Genomic DNA, 15901 nt, shown 5'->3' on the forward strand with positions numbered 1-15901 from the left:
GCACTGGCCGGCTGTCAGATGACCGGCGGCCGGCCCAGCCGCGTCATCCGCCAGACCGTGCTCCACAGCATCGGCCGACGCGGTGGGCAGGGCGACCGAACGCCCTCGAAGAAGCCGGACCACCACGCCTTGAGCCCGGACAGCGGCGGCCGGCGGACCAGCGTGTACAGCGCCCAGGAGGTGAGGTAGATCGGCACCAGGACGGCGGGCAGATGTCGCTTGGCCAGCCACACTCGATTGCGGGCCGTCAGCCGGTAATAGGTGGTGTGCCGGGCCGGGTCGGTTCGGGGGTGCTGGAGCACCATGTCGGCCCGGTAGTGGATCTCCCAGCCGGCATCCAGCGCCCGCCAGGCGAAGTCGGTCTCCTCGTGCGCGTAGAAGAACGCCGCCGGGAAGTCGCCGACCTGGTCGATCGCGCTCATCCGGATGGCGTGACCGCCGCCCAGGAAGGTGGTGACCTCACCGGATCGCAGCGGGTCCGAGGAGCCGAACCGGGGAACGTGCCTGCGCTGGGTGAACCCGGTCTCGTCTGCGATCCGGAAGCTCACCACCCCGAGGCGCGGGTTCTGTTCGAAGGCCTCGCGGATCAGCCGGAAGGTGTCGGTTTGGGGAAGAAGCCCGTCGTCGTCGAGCACTACCAGAACGTCGATGTCACCGACTTTCCGCAACTGCTCGACGCCCGCGTTCCGGCCGCCGGGGATGCCGAGGTTCTCGGGGAGTTCTACGGCATCCACCCAGGTCGGCAGCTCCGGGAGCTTCACCCCCTGCCCGAGCACCACGGTCTTGACGCTCTCGCCCTCCTGGGCTTCCTGCGCCGCCACCGACTGCAGGAGCGCATGCAGCTCCTTCTGCCGGTCGCCCATCGTCAGCACCACCACGCCCAGCGTGACGCCCATCGCACCCGACCCCTATCGAGGAACCCTTCAAGATCTCGTGGTCACCGGAACCAGGGGACGTGCCGCTGCACGTACTCGCCAGGACCGCCTGGCTCCCGGACCACCAGTACCCATACCAGCACACCCGGGCTGAGGCCTACCGGCCCGGATGTCCCGGTCACGATGCCACACTGCCCCGCGACCGATGGCCAAGGCAGCTGGCCGCCGCCGCGTTCTGGGTCGGTCACCGGGCTGCCAGCCCTGTCGGATCGCTCATCTGACCAGCGCGTCGATCCGGCGGGTTCGCCCTCAGAGCGCGCGTGAGGTGGTGTGCGCCCCCCGCGGCAATCCGATCGGGTGAATGGGTGGTGGCGCAGGGTAGTTGGGGTGCTACGGTCCGGCTGGAACGTCAACGGAAAAGTGTTGACCCCGGCGGTGCTGGAACACCCCGGGGCGTGGCACCCAAGGGAAACAGGCCCTCTGATGCACATTCACCTTAGCGCGCCCGCGCGCGGGTTTGCGGTATTGCCCAACCAGCTTCTGCAGAACCGGTTGCTGAGCTACAGTGCGCGCGGTCTGCTGGTCGACCTGCTCTCGCGGCCTGCCGGGTGGCGGGAGGACGGGCGGCGGATGGCCGACTCCAGTCCGCAGGGGCGGACGGCGGTGGCCCGGGCGCTCAACGAGCTCAAGCGGCACGGCTATTACTGGGTCCTCAAAGTCCGCCAGGCCGACGGCACGCTCCGCTCCGAGGTGCACGTCTTCGACACTCCGCAGCAGGTGGCGCCGGATCCCGTGATGCTGGGACCCGGTGTGCCAAGACCCGGATCGCCTGTCGCCCAAAAGAGAGAGACCCGGGAGACAGCACCCACCCCCCGCCCCACCCGTCCGGTGGACCCGGTGCTGCGGGAGGCGGTGGCGGCGCTGTACCGGGTGATCCGGCCGGAACGGCGGTTGCGGCTCGGCGAGGCGGAGGCGTGGAAGCTGGCCCCGCTGGTGGCCGACTGGCTGCGGCGCGGCAGCTCGCTCGCCGAGCTCGGCCAGGCGTTGCTGACGGGCCTGCCCGCGGTGTTGGACTCGCCGATGGGGCTGATCCGGAGCCGGTTGCAGCGCAAGATGCCGCCGGAGCAGGTGGACGGGCCGACCGAGCGGGCCGCGCTCCACGAGTGCGTGGAGTGTCGCGATCCGCTGCCGCGCCCCGGCCGGTGCGGCGCGTGCGCGGGGCGGGGCGCACCGTTGCTGCCGCTCGGCGGGGGCCACGAGGCGACGGCGCGCGGGGCCGCGAGTGCGCGGGCGGCGATGCGGGCGACGGTCGCCACCATCGCTACCTCGTTCGAGAGTTGATGTGGCCACGGCATCCAAAGTGGGAAGGAGTGCCTCCGCGGCCGAACGGACGGCCGCACCTTGAACAGGGGGAGGACCTCATGTCAGTGCTCGCAGGCAAGGCCGCCGTGGTGACCGGTGGCTCGCGGGGCATCGGGCGGGCGATCGTGCAGCGGCTGGCCCGGGACGGGGCGGCCGTGGTCTTCGGGTACGGCGGCAACAAGGCCGCGGCCGAGGAGACGGTGCAGGCGGTGCAGGCCGCCGGTGGCACGGTGTGGGCGCTGCAGTACGACCTCGCCGAGCCGGACGCCGCCGAGGAGTTGATGACCGAGGCCGAGGGGCTGCTCGGCGGCCTGGACATCCTGGTCAACAACGCCGCCGTGATCCGCAGGCTGACCGCGCTGGCCGACACCGATCCGGCGGACTTCGACCACATGCTGGCGGTCAACGCCCGGGCGCCGTTCCTGACCATGCGGTACGCCGCGCGGCGGATGCGCGACGGCGGCCGGATCGTCAACGTCTCCAGCGCCACCACCGCGCACCCCAGCCCCAAGGTCGGCACGTACGTGGCCGGCAAGGGTGCGCTGGAGCAGCTGTCCGCGGTGGCCGCGAAGGAGCTGGGCGGGCGCGGCATCACGGTGAACACCCTCTCGCCGGGCGCCACCGACACCGAGATGCTGCGCGGGGCCAACACGGACGAGATCCTGGCGGCCATCCCGGCCATGACCCCGCTCGGCCGGCTCGGCGAGCCGGCCGACATCGCCGACGTGGTGGGCTTCCTGGCCGGGCCGGACGGGCGCTGGGTGACCGGCCAGAACCTGCGCGCGACCGGCGGCCTGGGGTAGCGGACGGGGAGGCGGCACGAGCCCCGGCCCCCGCGCACCCGGGGCGGCGGCGGGTCATCCTGGAAGCAGGCGAAGCAACGACGCGCCGACGGAGGTGCGAGGACGATGCCCCTGTTCATGGACGTCCACCACGGGATGACCGGCATCACGGCGGACCAGCTGGCCGCCGCCCACCGGGCGGACCAGGCGATCGAGGCGAGCGAGAACGTGCACTTCAGGCAGGCCTGGGCCGACCCGGACTCCGGGACGGTCTACTGCCTCTCCGAGGCGCCGTCCCCGGCCGCGGTCCAGCGGGTGCACGAGCGGGCCGGCCACAAGGCCGACGAGATCCACCAGGTGTCGCTGATGGTCTGAGGGTGCTGGTCTAGGCCGGCACCCCGACCGCCTCGGCCTCGGCCCCGCCCGGCGTGGCGTGCGGCAGCCGGCGCACCGCCGGCAGGGCCAGCGGCGCGAGGGCTGCCGCCATGGCGAGCAGGCCGGCCGCGCCGGTGACCCGGGCCGCGCCGAAGGCGTGGGCCAGCGGGCCGACCGCGAGCTGGCCGAGCGGGATCGGCAGGTAGCTGAGCAGGTCGTTGCAGGCGCCGACCCGGGCCAGCGCGTGCCCGGGGACGTGCTCCTGCAGCGAGGTGTCCCAGGCGATCGCGGCGGCCGCGGAGCCCAGCCCGGAGAGCAGGGCGGCGGCGAGCAGCCAGGGCATGCCCAGGCCTGCGCCGAGCGCCAGCAGCGGCAGCGGGCTCAGCACGCAGGCCAGCTGGCCCGCCCGCAGCAGGCGGCGCAGCACCAGGCGGTAGAGCAGCACGCTGGTCAGCAGCAGACCCGCACCCCGCACGCTCAGCAGCAGGCCCCAGGCCGCGGTGCCGGCGCGCTGGCGGGTGAGCAGCGGGGCGAGGATCTGCCAGGTCCCGGTCTGCGCGAGGTTGAGCACGAAGAAGGCCCAGGCGCTCAGCCAGACCCAGCGGATCCGGCGGAACTCGGCCCAGCCGGCACGGATGTCGGCGAGCAACGCGCCATGGCCCCCAGCGGCATGTCCCCCAGCGCCCCCACCCGGCGCACCCGCCACCGGTACCCGCAGCAGGCAGCCGGCCGCCAGCAGGTAGCTGAGCGCGTCGCCGCCGATCGCCCACCCGCCGCCGACGGCCACCACCAACAGCCCGGCCAGGCTCGGCCCCAGCACCTTGGTGGCGTTCCGGGCCGAGCCGAGCAGCGCGTTGGCCCGTTGCAACAGCTCGGGGGCGACCAGTTGCGGCACCACACCGCGCAGCGCCGGGGTGCTGAAGGCGGCGAGCACACCGTTGAGGAACTCCAGGGTGGCCACCGCGAGCAGCGCGTAGTGGCCGGTCAGCAGCAGCGCGGCCACCGCGCCCTGGGTGAGCGCCGAGCCCAGGTTGGCGGCCACCAGCACGGTGCGGCGCGGGAAGCGGTCGGCGGTGGCGCCGCCGACCAGCAGGAAGGCCAGCATCGGCACCATCCGGGCGGTCAGCACCACGCCGAGGTCACCGGTCCGCCCGGAGGCGTCCAGCACGGCGAAGGTGAGGGCCACGGGGGCCAGCGAACTGCCCAGCAGCGAGATCGACTGACCGGTGAAGAACCAGCGGAAGCCGGGGGACGCGAGCGAAGAGGGGCGCATTGGGCAGAGCCTTCGGCAACCGGTCGCGACGGACTATCGTTTCGTCTGGACGCGAAAGGTGGCGGCAACGGATGGTCCTGCTCCGGCTCTCCCCGCTCGCGCTGTCCCGGTCCCGGTTCGCGCTCTCCCCGCTCGCCGAGACGCTGGGCACCCTGATCGCGCTGAGCCGGCCCGTGCCCGAGCCCTGGTTCGCCGCCTGGCACGCCGGCAGCCGGCCGGCCTTCACCGAGCTGCTGGCCGCCGACCCGTTCCACCGCGGCCTGGCCCGGCTGGTCTCCAGCACCAAGTGGCTGCCGGACTACCTGGTGCACCCGCCGGCCGGCGGCATGCGCACCCGGCTCGCCGACGAACTCCCGCTGGTGGAGCAGGAGTCGGACGAGGGGGTGCGGGCCCAGCTGGCGCGGTCGGTGGCCCGCAGCTGGCAGCGGCACGAGCTGGACTGGCTGACCGGCGGCGGGTACGGGCCGCGCACGGCGGAGTTGCTGCGGACGGTCTGGGACCGGTTCGTGGCACCCGAGTGGCCGCGCCGGCGGGCCATGCTGGAGCGCGACGTCACCTACCGGGCCGGCCTGCTGGCCGCCTACGGCTGGCCCGGCGCGCTGCACCGGATGAGCCGGCGCAGCTCCTGGGTGGGGGCGGACGCGATCAGGTTCAGCAACCAGCCCGGGCCGGACTTCGTGGTGGGCGAGGACGGCATGCTCTTCGTCCCGGTCACCGTCGCCACCGGCACCTGGCTCTGCGTCGGCCCGGACGGCCGCTACGCCCAGGTCTACCCGGCCCGCGGGGTGGCCGACTCCCCCGCCGCCGACCGCCCGCCGCACGCCCTGGACCGCCTGCTCGGCCCGGTCCGCGCCACCGTCCTGCGCGACCTGGCCCACCCCGCCACCACCAGCGAACTCGCCGCCGAACTGGGCCACTCCCTGGGCACCATCGGCGCCCACCTGACCATCCTGCGCGAGGCCGCCCTGATCACCCGCACCCGCGTCGGCCGCCGCGTGGTCTACCGCCGCACACCCCTCGGCGACGCCCTGGCGGAGGGGGCCGCGGGCGACGGTCCGTAGCGCTGTCAGTCAGTGGCCTTAGGGTGACCGGTGCCCGCGTAAGCGATCCACAGCGTTCGGGTTGGTGCGCAGCTTGTCGAAGGCACGGCGCAGGTTCCCCGCTGCGTGGGCGGCCAGGTCCTCCCAGCCGGTGGCGGCATCACCGGTGGCGAACCGCAGCTCGTACTCGTCACCGACCGCGGGTGGTGCAGCGCGGTCACCGCGCTTGGGGGTCACTCGGCCGCCTCGGGCTCCGGCGATGGCTCCGGCGACGGCACCGGCCCGAGGTCGCCCTCCGGCTCGCGAGTGATGGCGGCGTACAGGGCGGGGTCGGCATGGATCTCGGCGGTGTGCCGCCACTGGGTGAGCAGCGTGGCGAGCGGGGCCAGGTTCTCCAGCGCGGCGGCACCGCGGGCGGTGGTGGCCAGCTCGTCGAGCATCGACTCGACGTCGGGTTCCGGCAGGAAGACCGACCAGGGCAGGGCATCGGGCAGCACCGCACGCAACGCCGCGGTGTTCTCGCTGCGGAGCAACCCCGCCAACAGCCTGGCGGTGAAGTCGACCACCGCACTGTCCTGCTCCAGCTGGTCCGCCCGGATCAGTGCGAGATCCCCCGCATCACGGCGGCGCAGCCGCAGTGCGCGGACCGCTTCCAACCGACGGGCGGTCGCCGCCGGGTGGTGCAACAGCTCGCTGAAGGGCACGTCCTCGTAGGCCGTCGACATGACTTCCACAGTACCTTGGATGTCGCTCTTCGCTCCTGCGCCACCACGACCCCATCCCACCACCGCCCCTACTCCACCACCGGGAGCAGGCGGGGCAGGTGGCCGTCGGAGGCGAGGGCGGCGGTGCGGCGTTCGGCGGTCACCTCGCCGTAGGTGGTGGTGCGTTGGCGGGCGGGGCGGCCGGCGGCGGTGGCGATGGCTTCGAGGTCGCGGATGGACTTGTGGCTGCCGTAGGAGGAGCCCGCCATCCGGGAGATGGTCTCCTCCATCAGGGTGCCGCCCAGGTCGTTGGCGCCGCTGCGGAGCATCTCGGCCGCGCCCTCGGCGCCGAGCTTCACCCAGCTGGTCTGGATGTTGGGGATGTGCGGGTGCAGCAGCAGCCGGGCCACCGCGGTCACCGCGCGGTTGTCGCGGGCGGTCGGGCCGGGGCGGGCGATGCCGGCCAGGTAGACCGGGGCGTTGGTGTGGATGAACGGCAGGGTGACGAACTCGGTGAAGCCGCCGGTGCGTTGCTGGATCTCGGCGAGCAGCCGCAGGTGGCCCAGCCAGTGCGCCGGCTGGTCCACGTGGCCGTACATCATGGTGGACGAGGAGCGGATGCCCAGGTCGTGCGCGGTGGTGATGACCTCGACCCAGGTGTCGGCCGGCAGCTTGCCCTTGGTCAGCACCCAGCGGACCTCGTCGTCCAGGATCTCGGCGGCGGTGCCGGGGATGGTGTCCAGGCCCGCCTCGCGGGCGGCGGTGAGCCAGTCGCGGATCGACAGGCCGGTCCTGGTGGCGCCGTTGACCACCTCCATCGGGGAGAAGGCGTGCACGTGGATGTCCGGCACCCGGGCCTTCACCGCGCGGGCGATGTCGAAGTAGGCGGTGCCGGGCAGGTCCGGGTGGATGCCGCCCTGCATGCAGACCTCGGTGGCGCCCACCTCCCAGGCCTGGGCGGCCCGGTCGGCCACCTGGTCGAGCGAGAGGGTGTAGGCGTCGGCGTCGGTGCGGCGCTGGGCGAAGGCGCAGAACCGGCAGCCGGTGTAGCAGACGTTGGTGAAGTTGATGTTCCGGGTCACGCAGTAGGTGACGGTGTCGCCGACGGCCGACTGCCGCACCTGGTCGGCGATCCGGCAGAGCGCGTCCAGCCCGGGCCCGTCCGCGTGCAGCAGGGTGAGCGCCTGCTCGTCGGTCAGCCTGGTCGGGTCGTCGGCGGCGACCGCCAGCGCCTGCCGCAGGTCCCCGGCCAGCCGCTCCGGGGCCGGCGCCGTGGCGGGTGAGGGCAGCGCGGCGGCCTGGGCGCGCAGTTCGGCCCAGTCGCCGTAGACCTCGTCGAAGTCGCCGCGGCGGTCGCCGCTGCGGCCCTCGGTGTCGATGGTGCGGTGCAGGTCGGTGCGCCCGCTGCCGGTGACCGGCTGCTCCGGCTCCTGCCAGGGCCGCCCGACCACCGGGGCGTCCTCGCGGGCCAGCAGGGTGCCCTCGGCCAGCAGGCCGTCGACGTGCGGGCGCAGCCGCGGGTCCAGCCAGGGCTCGCCGCGCCGCAGGAACTCCGGGTACACGGTCAGCCGCTCGCGCAGCCGGTACCCCTGCTCGGCGGTGCGCGCCGCCAGCTCCTCGATCTGCGGCCACGGCGCCTCGGGGTTGACGTGGTCCGGGGTGAGCGGGGAGACCCCGCCCCAGTCGTCGATCCCCGCACCGATGATCAGCTGGTACTCCCCGTCGAGCAGGTTCGGCGGCGCCTGGAGCCGCATGCCGGACCCGAGCACCACCCGGGCGACCGCGATGCAGGCGGCGATCTCCTGCAGTTCGGCGTCCGGCATGCCCCGCATCGCGGTGTCCGGCTTGGCCCGGAAGTTCTGGATGATCACTTCCTGGATCCCGTGGTGGCGGCGGGCCACCGAGCGGATCGCGAAGAGCGAGTCGGCCCGCTCCTCGTAGGTCTCGCCGATGCCGATCAACAGGCCGGTGGTGAACGGGATCGCGCTGCGCCCGGCGTCCTCCAGGGCGCGCAGCCGCACCGCAGGCTCCTTGTCGGGGGAGCCGTAGTGCGGGCCGTCGGGCTCGGACCAGAGCCGGGTGGCCGTGGTCTCCAGCATCATGCCCATGCTGCCGGAGACCGGCTTCAGCCGCTGGAAGTCGGTCCAGCTGCAGACGCCCGGGTTGAGGTGCGGCAGCAGGCCGGTCTCCTCCAGCACCCGGATGGAGATCGCCCGCAGGTAGGAGACGGTGTCGTCGTAGCCGTGCGTGTCGAGCCACTCGCGCGCCTCGGGCCAGCGGTCCTCGGGGCGGTCGCCGAGCGTGAACAGGGCCTCCTTGCAGCCCATCGCGGCGCCCTGGCGGCAGATCTCCAGCACCTCGTCCGGCGAGAGGAACATGCCCTGGCCGGCCCGGCGCAGCTTGCCGGGGACGGTGACGAAGGTGCAGTAGCGGCAGCGGTCCCGGCAGAGCCGGGTGAGCGGGACGAACACCTTGCGGGAGTACGTGATGACGCCCTCCCGGCCGACCGCGGCCAGGCCCTGGTCGCGCAACCGGGCGGCGACCGTGCACAGTTCGGCCAGGTCCGCGTCGCGGGCCTGGAGCAGCACCGCCGCCTCCGCGCGGTCCAGCGCCACCCCGTCGCGGGCCCGGCGCAGCGCGCGCCGCATCGCGGTCGCGGTGGCCGTGCGGGGCATGGGCTGCCCGGCGACCTGGGTGCCGGGCGGGACGGGTGCGCCGAGCGGGACGGGCGTGGCGGGCACCGTCGGGCGCGGAGCGGAGAGTGGCGTGGCGTCCATGGGGCCGACACTACGCCAGCCGGAGGACCCCACGACCCCGACAACCCTGAGACGGCCTCAGGGTCGGCTGCATCCGGCGATGTACCGCGGATTAGCCCTGCGGGGCGATGTGACGGAGCGTTCAGCGGGCTCTAATGGACGTCACAGGGAAGACGCACGACAGAGCACGACAGAGCACGACAGGGCGCTCACGACCGAGCGACAGAGCACGACTTCGAGTGCTACCGGAGGGGCTGACACCATGACGACCACCTACGCCGGATTCGACGAGCAGCCGCCAGAGGAGCCGCTCGGCACCCCCTACAACGCCCGGCGCCGCACCGCGGTCCGGGTGCTGGTGCCGGTGGCGATCGCCGCCGTCGCCGCGGCCGGGATCGCCGTGGTGCCGGCGCTGGCCAGCCCGGGGGATCCGACGCTGCCTCAGGTGACCGCGCAGCAGCTGGTCACCAAGGTGCTGTCGGACCGGACCCAGCAGCTCAGCGGCACCGTGCAGGTCTCCACCGACCTCGGGGTGCCCAGTGAGCTGCTCGACATCGCCGGCCGCGGCGGCCTGGCCGGGGTGACCGGCGAGGCGGGGGCCGCCGGGGGCAGCGGGCAGGCCAAGCAGGGTGCCGGCGCGAGCGCGGACCCGCAGGCCAAGCTGGCCACCCTGCTGGCCGGTGACCACACCCTGCGGATCGCGGCCGACGGCCCGGACAAGCAGCGGGTGGCGTTGGTCGAGCCGCTGGCCGAGTACGACCTGATCCACAACGGCGACCAGGCCTGGACCTGGGACAGCGCCACCGACCAGGCGGTCCACCTGACCGGCAAGGACGCGGCGACCGGCAAGGACGCGGCGACGCGGGCACCGGAGCAGCTGCCGGCCGGGGTGCCGGTCACCCCGGAGCAGGCCGCCCAGCAGTTCCTGGCCGACAACGCCGCGAACTCCGACATCGCGGTGGCCGGCACCACCTCGGTGGCCGGTCGCGACGCCTACCGGCTGAGCGTCAAGCCGAAGCAGACCGGTTCCACCATCGGCGAGGTGAAGATCGCGGTCGACGCCGCCACCGGCACCCCGCTGGCCGTGGTGGCCACCGCGGCCTCCGGCGGCACCGTGCTGGACGCGCACTTCAGCCAGGTGTCGTTCGCCGAGCCGAGCGCCGGCACCTTCGACTTCACGCCGCCGAAGGGCGCCACCGTGGTCCAGCAGGGCCCGGCGGACCACACCAAGGGCGACCCCAAGGCCGACCGCACCAAGGGCGAGCGGCCGCAGGACGGCAGCGCCCCCACGGTGACCGGCACCGACTGGACCACCGTGGTCTCCTTCACCCTGCCCGCCGCCACCGCGCACCCGAACGGCCCGGTCGGCCAGGCGCCGCAGGGCGGCAAGGGCCACCCGAACCGGGCGCAGCTGCCGAACGCCGCCGAGCTGGCCAAGTCGCTCGGCAAGCCGGTCGCCGGCGGCACCCTGATCAGCACCAAGGTGGTCAACGTGCTGATCACCGACGACAACCGGGTCTACGCCGGCGCGGTCACCCTGCCGGTGCTGCAGGCCGCGGCGGGAGTGAAGTAGCAATGACCGTCTCTCCCACTGCGGTCTCCGTCCAGGGGGATCCGGCGGGAACCACCGAGGGGGCCGCCGTCGCGGCCCCCTCGGGCGGCTCGCCGGTGATCCGCACCCAGGGGCTGACCAAGCGGTTCGCCGGCGGGCAGCTGGCCGTGGACGGCCTGGACCTGACCGTGCCGCGCGGCAGCGTCTTCGGCTTCCTCGGCCCGAACGGCTCGGGCAAGACCACCACCATCCGGATGCTGCTCGGCCTGATCGCGCCGACCGCCGGGGTGGCCACGGTGCTCGGCGCCCCGATGCCGCAGTCCACCGCCCGGGTGCTGCCGCGGGTGGGAGCCCTGATCGAGGGCCCGGCGCTGTACGGCTACCTGTCCGGCCGGGACAACCTGATCCGCTACGACTCGGCCGACCCGACCGCCGACCCGCGCACCCGCAAGCAGCGGGTGGCGCAGGCGCTGGACCGGGTCGGGCTGGCCGCGGCCGCCGGCAAGAAGGCCCGGGCCTACTCGCTCGGCATGAAGCAACGGCTCGGCCTGGCCGCCGCACTGCTCCAGCCGCGCGAGCTGCTGGTGCTGGACGAGCCGACCAACGGGCTGGACCCGCAGGGCATGCGGGAGATCCGGGCGCTGGTCCGCGAGGTCGCGGCGGAGGGGACCACGGTGTTCCTCTCCTCCCACCTGCTGGACGAGATCGAGCAGGTCTGCAGCCATGCCGCGGTGATGTCCAAGGGCCGGCTGGTGGTGCAGGGCACGGTGGCCGAGCTGGCCGCCCGGGCCCAGGGCCGCCTGGTGGTGCGCACCGCGGACACCGAGCAGGCGGTGGCGGTGCTGCGCGGCCACCGGGTCACCGACCTGCGGATCGGCGACGGCCGGGTGGACGGCGAGCTGACCGCCGCGGACGAGGAGACCTTGCCCCGGCTGTGCGCCGCCCTGGTGGAGGCCGGGGTCGCGGTGCGTGGTTTCGGGGTGGAGCGGGGCACGTTGGAGGACGCCTTCGTGGCACTGACCGGGGAGGGATTCGATGTCGCGGGCTGACGCTGACACGGTGACGGCGGCGACTGCGGAGACGGTGGCGGTGGCCGCCGGAGCGACAGCGGCCGGAGCGGGGCCGGCCGGGAGCGCCGCGGCGCCGGCCGGGCCGCGCTCGGCCACCCTGCCCGGGTTCCTGTCGCTGTTCCGCAGCGAGCTGACCCTCACCTTCCGCCGGGCCCGGACCATGGCGCTGCTCGGGGTGCTGGCCGCGGTGCCGATCCTGATCGGCGTGGTGGTGCGGATCGAGACCGGCCACCTGCACGACGGCCCGAACGGCCCGGCCTTCCTGGCCCAGGTGACCCAGAACGGCGTCTTCCTGACCTTCACCGCGCTGGCCACCTCGCTGCCGATCTTCCTGCCGATGACGGTCGGCGTGGTGGCGGGCGACTCGGTGGCCGGCGAGGCCGCCACCGGCACCCTGCGCTACCTGCTGGTGGCGCCGGCCGGCCGGACCCGGCTGCTGGCCGCGAAGTTCTCGGCGGCGATGGCCTTCTGCGTGGCGGCCACCCTGGCGGTGGCGCTCTCCGGGCTGATCGCCGGCTCGATCCTCTTCCCGGTCGGCAACGTCACGCTGCTCTCCGGCGACACCATCGGCCTGGGCGCGGCGCTGCTGCGGGTGGTGCTGATCTGCGCGGTGGTGGCGCTCTCGCTGGCCGGTCTGGTGGCGATCGGGCTGTTCATCTCCACGCTGACCGGCAGCGGCATCGCGGCGATGGCGAGCACGGTCGGCCTGGTGATCATCGTCCAGGTGCTGGACGGCTTCCCGCAGCTCGCCGCGATCCAGCCGTGGCTCTTCACCCACGACTGGCTCTCCTTCGGCGACCTGCTGCGCCAGCCGATGTACTGGAGCGGGGTCTGGCGCGACCTGGGGCTGCAGGCGCTGTACGTCGCGGTCTTCGGCTCGGCCGCCTGGGCCCGGTTCACCAGCCGCGACATCACCGCCTGAACCACCCTGAGCAGCTCCCGCACAAGGCCGGTCAGCGGGTGCTGCTGGGCACCGCGGCCGGCTGCGGCCGGGCCGCCACGGCGCCCGGCCGCTCGGCGCGCAGCCGGCGCACCGCGTCCCAGGTGAGCATCACCAGGGCCGCCCAGACCAGCGCGAAGCCGGCCCAGCGCTCCGGCGGCATCGACTCGTGGAAGTAGAGGACCCCGCAGAGGAACTGGAAGACCGGCGCCAGGTACTGGAGCAGGCCCATGGTGGAGAGCGGGATCCGGATCGCCGCGGCGCCGAAGCAGAGCAGCGGCACCGCGGTGATCGGGCCGGTCAGCATCAGCAGCGTCAGGTGGCCGGCGCCGTGGCCGAACACCGCGTGCCCGGTGGCCGCCCGGTAGACCAGGAAGCCGACCGCGAACGGGAAGATGAAGGCGGTCTCCAGGGCGAAGCTCTCCAGCCCGCCCAGCGCCACCGTCTTCTTCAGCAGCCCGTAGACCGCGAAGCTGAACGCCAGGGTGAGCGCGATCCACGGCAGCCGCCCGTACCCGACGGTGAGCACCGCCACCGCCAGCGCGCCGACCCCGACCGCCGCCCACTGCGCCCGGCGCAGCCGCTCCTTGAGCACCAGGACGCCGAAGCCGATGGTGACCAGCGGGTTGATGAAGTAGCCGAGGCTGGTCTCCACCACGTGCCCGGAGTTCACGCCCCAGATGTAGACGCCCCAGTTGACCGAGATCGCGGCGGCGGCCAGCGCGGTGAGCGCCAGCCGTCGGGGCTGCCGGAGCAGCGGGCGCAGCCAGGCCCAGTGCCGGCGGGCGGTGAGGATGGCGACCGCGACGCACAGCGACCAGACCATCCGGTTGGCCAGGATGTCCCCCGACGCGCTCGGTTCGAGCAGCGGCCAGTAGAGCGGGAAGAGCCCCCAGATGCCGTAGGCGGCGATGCCGAGCCCGAGGCCGCGGCCGCCTTCGCTTTGGAGTCCCTGGGGCTCGGATGCCATGGCAGGCCTCTCCTCCGCTCGGCGCACGTGTGACGTGGTGACCGTAGCGGGCAGCGCCCAGTCTTGTCATCTCCGTTCTCGCATTTTGGTCATGACAGGGGCGGGACAGGGACCGCTCGGCCGGGGATCACTTCTTGGCGCCGAGCGGGCGCAGCTTCAGCTGCCAGGGGTCGGACTCCTCGTACGCGTGGACGATCACCAGCCCCGGCCTGGGGATCGTCAGCACCTCGATCGCCTCCCCCGTGCCGAAGGCCTTCGGCGCCACGTAGCCGCTGAGCTGCTTCGGTTGCTTGCAGCTGCACGCCGGCCCCGCCCAGCAGCCGCAGACGAACTCCACCGTCCAGGAGGAGCGGGACTTGGCGTGCACCACCAGCTCCACCGGCTTGGCCGGCCGCACCATCAGCATCGAGCGGCCGGCTCCGGACCGCTCGTCCACCAGTTCGTCCAGCTCGCTCGGACCGAGCAGGCGCACCGACCACTCGGTCTGCCCGGTGCCCTGGGTCTCCACCTTGAGGTGGGTGGCTTCCGGGGTGAGCAGCGCACGCCGGCGGACCGTGCCGCTGTACTGCGTGGCACGGACCAACTGGTCGTGGGTGTGCACCGCGGTCGCGGTGCGGGTCATCGGGGTGACGGACGCCTGGCCCTCGGTGCTGACCACCGCCTCCGCCACCGCGACCGCCCCGGGCTCCGGCCACTCGAAGCGGAACTCCTGCTCGCCCGGCCCGGTGCGCACGCCCGCGTAGTGGAAGCGCTCGCCGGGCTGGGCCTGCGGCACCGCGGTCACCCTGTCCTGCGGGCCGGACACGACGGACAGCCGCGGCAGGCCGTCGTCGGCCGGCGAGGCCGGCACCGGCACCGCGTCCCGCGGCACCGAAGCCGCCGAGGGGCGCACCGCAGCACTGACCGGCGCGGCCGCCACCGCGCGCGCCGCGGCGGGCAGCTCCTGGGCCGCCCGGCGCCCGAGCACCTGGACCAGGTCGGTGTGCAGCACCGCGAGCTGCCCGGTGCGGTCCGCAGCCGGCGCCTTGGTCAGCACCACCCGGGCAGCCTTGGCCTGCGCCGCCGCCGGCCGGGCCGCGGCCACTCGCTTGGCCTCCTCCGCCGTCGCCAGCGCCCGCTGCGCGGTCCGCTGCACGATCGACAACCTGGCCGCCAGCACCACGACCGCGCAGCCCAGCAGGAGCAACAGGTACGGCACGCTTTCCCCCCGAGGTCGAGATTCCGCCCAGAGGTTACGCCCCGCCCGTCACCCGCTCCCAGGGGGCCGGGCCGCTGAGGCCGCGCAGCTTCTCGGGGTTGAGCTGGGCGCGCATCCCGACCACCGCGCCGTCGCGCAGGTCGAGGCCGAACGCGCCCCGCGGCACCCCGTCCTTGACCAGGAGCAGCGACTCCTCGCCGTTGATCCAGGCGAACTCGGGGCTCACCCCGACCATCTCCGGCTTGGCCAGCACGCCGAGCAGCCAGCGCGCCACGTGGTCGGGCCCGTGCAGCGGGCGGAGCGCCGAGCGGACCACGCCGCCGCCGTCCGACCAGGCGGTCACCTCGGGGGCGAGCAGCTCCATCACCTTGGCCGCGTCGCCGGTGGCGCAGGCGGCCAGGAACCGCTCGGTGGCCTGGCGGCGCTCGGCGGGGTCGGTGTCGAAGCGCGGCCGGCGGGCCGCCACGTGTGCCTTGGCCCGGTGCGCGGTCTGCCGGATGGCCGCCTCGGAGCGCTCCAGCGCCTCGGCGAGCTCGGCGTTGGAGTAGTCGAAGACCTCGCGCAGCACGAAGACCGCGCGTTCCAGCGGGCTGAGCGTCTCCAGCACCACCAGCATGGCCAGCGAGACGGAGTCGGCCAGTTCGGCGTGCTCGGCGGCGTCCGGGGCGAGCGCCGGCCGGTCGGCCGGGGTGCGGTCGGTGAGCAGCGGCTCGGGCAGCCACGGGCCGACGTAGGCCTCGCGGCGGGCCCGGGCGGAGCCGAGCCGGTTGAGCGACAGGTTGGTGACCGTGCGCACCAGGTAGGCCTTGGGGTGGTTGACCGTGTCGTGGTCCACGGCGGCCCACTTGAGCCAGGTGTCCTGCAGCACGTCCTCGGCGTCCGCGACGCTGCCGAGCAGCCGGTAGGCGGTGCCGAAGAGCAGCCGCCGGTTGGCCAGGAACGGGTCCTCGGTGTCGGTCTCGATCACCCGTCCAGGCTGCCAGCCGCCACCGCCCCGGGCAAGC

General features: G+C 73.9%; 14 protein-coding genes. 7 read left to right on the forward strand and 7 right to left on the reverse strand.

Annotation, left to right across the window (positions count from 1 at the left end; all coding sequences use genetic code 11):
* Positions 1-14: 14 nt before the first annotated feature.
* Positions 15-896 (reverse strand): glycosyltransferase family 2 protein, encoded by an 882-nt coding sequence (locus ACQRUO_RS01315; RefSeq protein ID WP_428313765.1) that lies wholly within the window; start codon positions 894-896, stop codon positions 15-17.
* Between the two features lie 504 nt (positions 897-1400).
* On the opposite strand from ACQRUO_RS01315, the gene ACQRUO_RS01320 reads away from it, so the two are divergent.
* The 3 genes from ACQRUO_RS01320 to ACQRUO_RS01330 all read left to right on the forward strand — a co-directional run bounded on the left by ACQRUO_RS01320 (position 1401) and on the right by ACQRUO_RS01330 (position 3394).
* Positions 1401-2216 carry a hypothetical protein gene (locus tag ACQRUO_RS01320; protein WP_428313766.1) on the forward strand — a complete coding sequence of 272 codons (816 nt, stop codon included), beginning with the start codon at positions 1401-1403 and terminating at the stop codon, positions 2214-2216.
* A gap of 80 nt (positions 2217-2296) precedes the next feature.
* On the forward strand, positions 2297-3040 hold the full coding sequence (locus tag ACQRUO_RS01325) for an SDR family oxidoreductase (protein ID WP_428313767.1): 744 nt from the start codon (positions 2297-2299) through the stop codon (positions 3038-3040).
* 105 nt (positions 3041-3145) lie between these two features.
* Complete coding sequence (locus tag ACQRUO_RS01330; protein WP_428313768.1) at positions 3146-3394, forward strand: SCO4226 family nickel-binding protein; 249 nt, start codon at positions 3146-3148, stop codon at positions 3392-3394.
* A gap of 10 nt (positions 3395-3404) precedes the next feature.
* On the opposite strand, the gene ACQRUO_RS01335 is transcribed toward ACQRUO_RS01330, so the two are convergent.
* Positions 3405-4667, reverse strand: coding sequence for an MFS transporter (locus ACQRUO_RS01335; protein ID WP_428313769.1), 1263 nt, complete (start codon positions 4665-4667; stop codon positions 3405-3407).
* Between the two features lie 71 nt (positions 4668-4738).
* Here ACQRUO_RS01335 and ACQRUO_RS01340 point away from each other — a divergent pair, with 71 nt between their 5' ends.
* Positions 4739-5728: an ArsR/SmtB family transcription factor gene (locus tag ACQRUO_RS01340; RefSeq protein WP_428313770.1), complete on the forward strand. Its 990-nt coding sequence runs from the start codon at positions 4739-4741 to the stop codon at positions 5726-5728.
* A 212-nt stretch (positions 5729-5940) separates the two neighbouring features.
* Here ACQRUO_RS01340 and ACQRUO_RS01345 read toward each other — a convergent pair whose 3' ends face one another.
* A complete protein-coding gene (locus ACQRUO_RS01345; protein ID WP_428313771.1) occupies positions 5941-6432 on the reverse strand; it encodes a hypothetical protein in 492 nt (163 codons plus the stop codon).
* Between the two features lie 68 nt (positions 6433-6500).
* Positions 6501-9188, reverse strand: coding sequence for a bifunctional FO biosynthesis protein CofGH (locus tag ACQRUO_RS01350; protein ID WP_428313772.1), 2688 nt, complete (start codon positions 9186-9188; stop codon positions 6501-6503).
* A 241-nt stretch (positions 9189-9429) separates the two neighbouring features.
* Between ACQRUO_RS01350 and ACQRUO_RS01355 the strand changes: the two genes are divergently transcribed.
* The 3 genes from ACQRUO_RS01355 to ACQRUO_RS01365 are packed head-to-tail and all read left to right on the forward strand — an operon-like array spanning position 9430 to position 12711.
* Positions 9430-10740: a LolA family protein gene (locus tag ACQRUO_RS01355; RefSeq protein ID WP_428313773.1), complete on the forward strand. Its 1311-nt coding sequence runs from the start codon at positions 9430-9432 to the stop codon at positions 10738-10740.
* 2 nt (positions 10741-10742) lie between these two features.
* Positions 10743-11768 (forward strand): ABC transporter ATP-binding protein, encoded by a 1026-nt coding sequence (locus tag ACQRUO_RS01360; RefSeq protein WP_428313774.1) that lies wholly within the window; start codon positions 10743-10745, stop codon positions 11766-11768.
* Positions 11755-12711, forward strand: a complete 957-nt coding sequence (locus ACQRUO_RS01365) for an ABC transporter permease (protein WP_428313775.1) — start codon at positions 11755-11757, stop codon at positions 12709-12711. Before ACQRUO_RS01360 ends, ACQRUO_RS01365 begins: the two co-directional genes overlap by 14 nt.
* A 31-nt stretch (positions 12712-12742) precedes the next feature.
* Here ACQRUO_RS01365 and rarD read toward each other — a convergent pair whose 3' ends face one another.
* From rarD to sigJ, 3 genes are all read right to left on the reverse strand, one after another.
* Complete coding sequence (gene rarD / locus ACQRUO_RS01370; protein WP_428313776.1) at positions 12743-13699, reverse strand: EamA family transporter RarD; 957 nt, start codon at positions 13697-13699, stop codon at positions 12743-12745.
* A 127-nt stretch (positions 13700-13826) separates the two neighbouring features.
* Positions 13827-14897, reverse strand: coding sequence for a hypothetical protein (locus ACQRUO_RS01375; protein ID WP_428313777.1), 1071 nt, complete (start codon positions 14895-14897; stop codon positions 13827-13829).
* 34 nt (positions 14898-14931) lie between these two features.
* On the reverse strand, positions 14932-15864 hold the full coding sequence (gene sigJ / locus ACQRUO_RS01380; protein WP_428313778.1) for an RNA polymerase sigma factor SigJ: 933 nt from the start codon (positions 15862-15864) through the stop codon (positions 14932-14934).
* Positions 15865-15901: the final 37 nt, after the last annotated feature.

Origin of the sequence: Kitasatospora sp. LaBMicrA B282, from assembly GCF_050325825.1 — a bacterium.
Lineage (GTDB): Bacteria > Actinomycetota > Actinomycetes > Streptomycetales > Streptomycetaceae > Kitasatospora.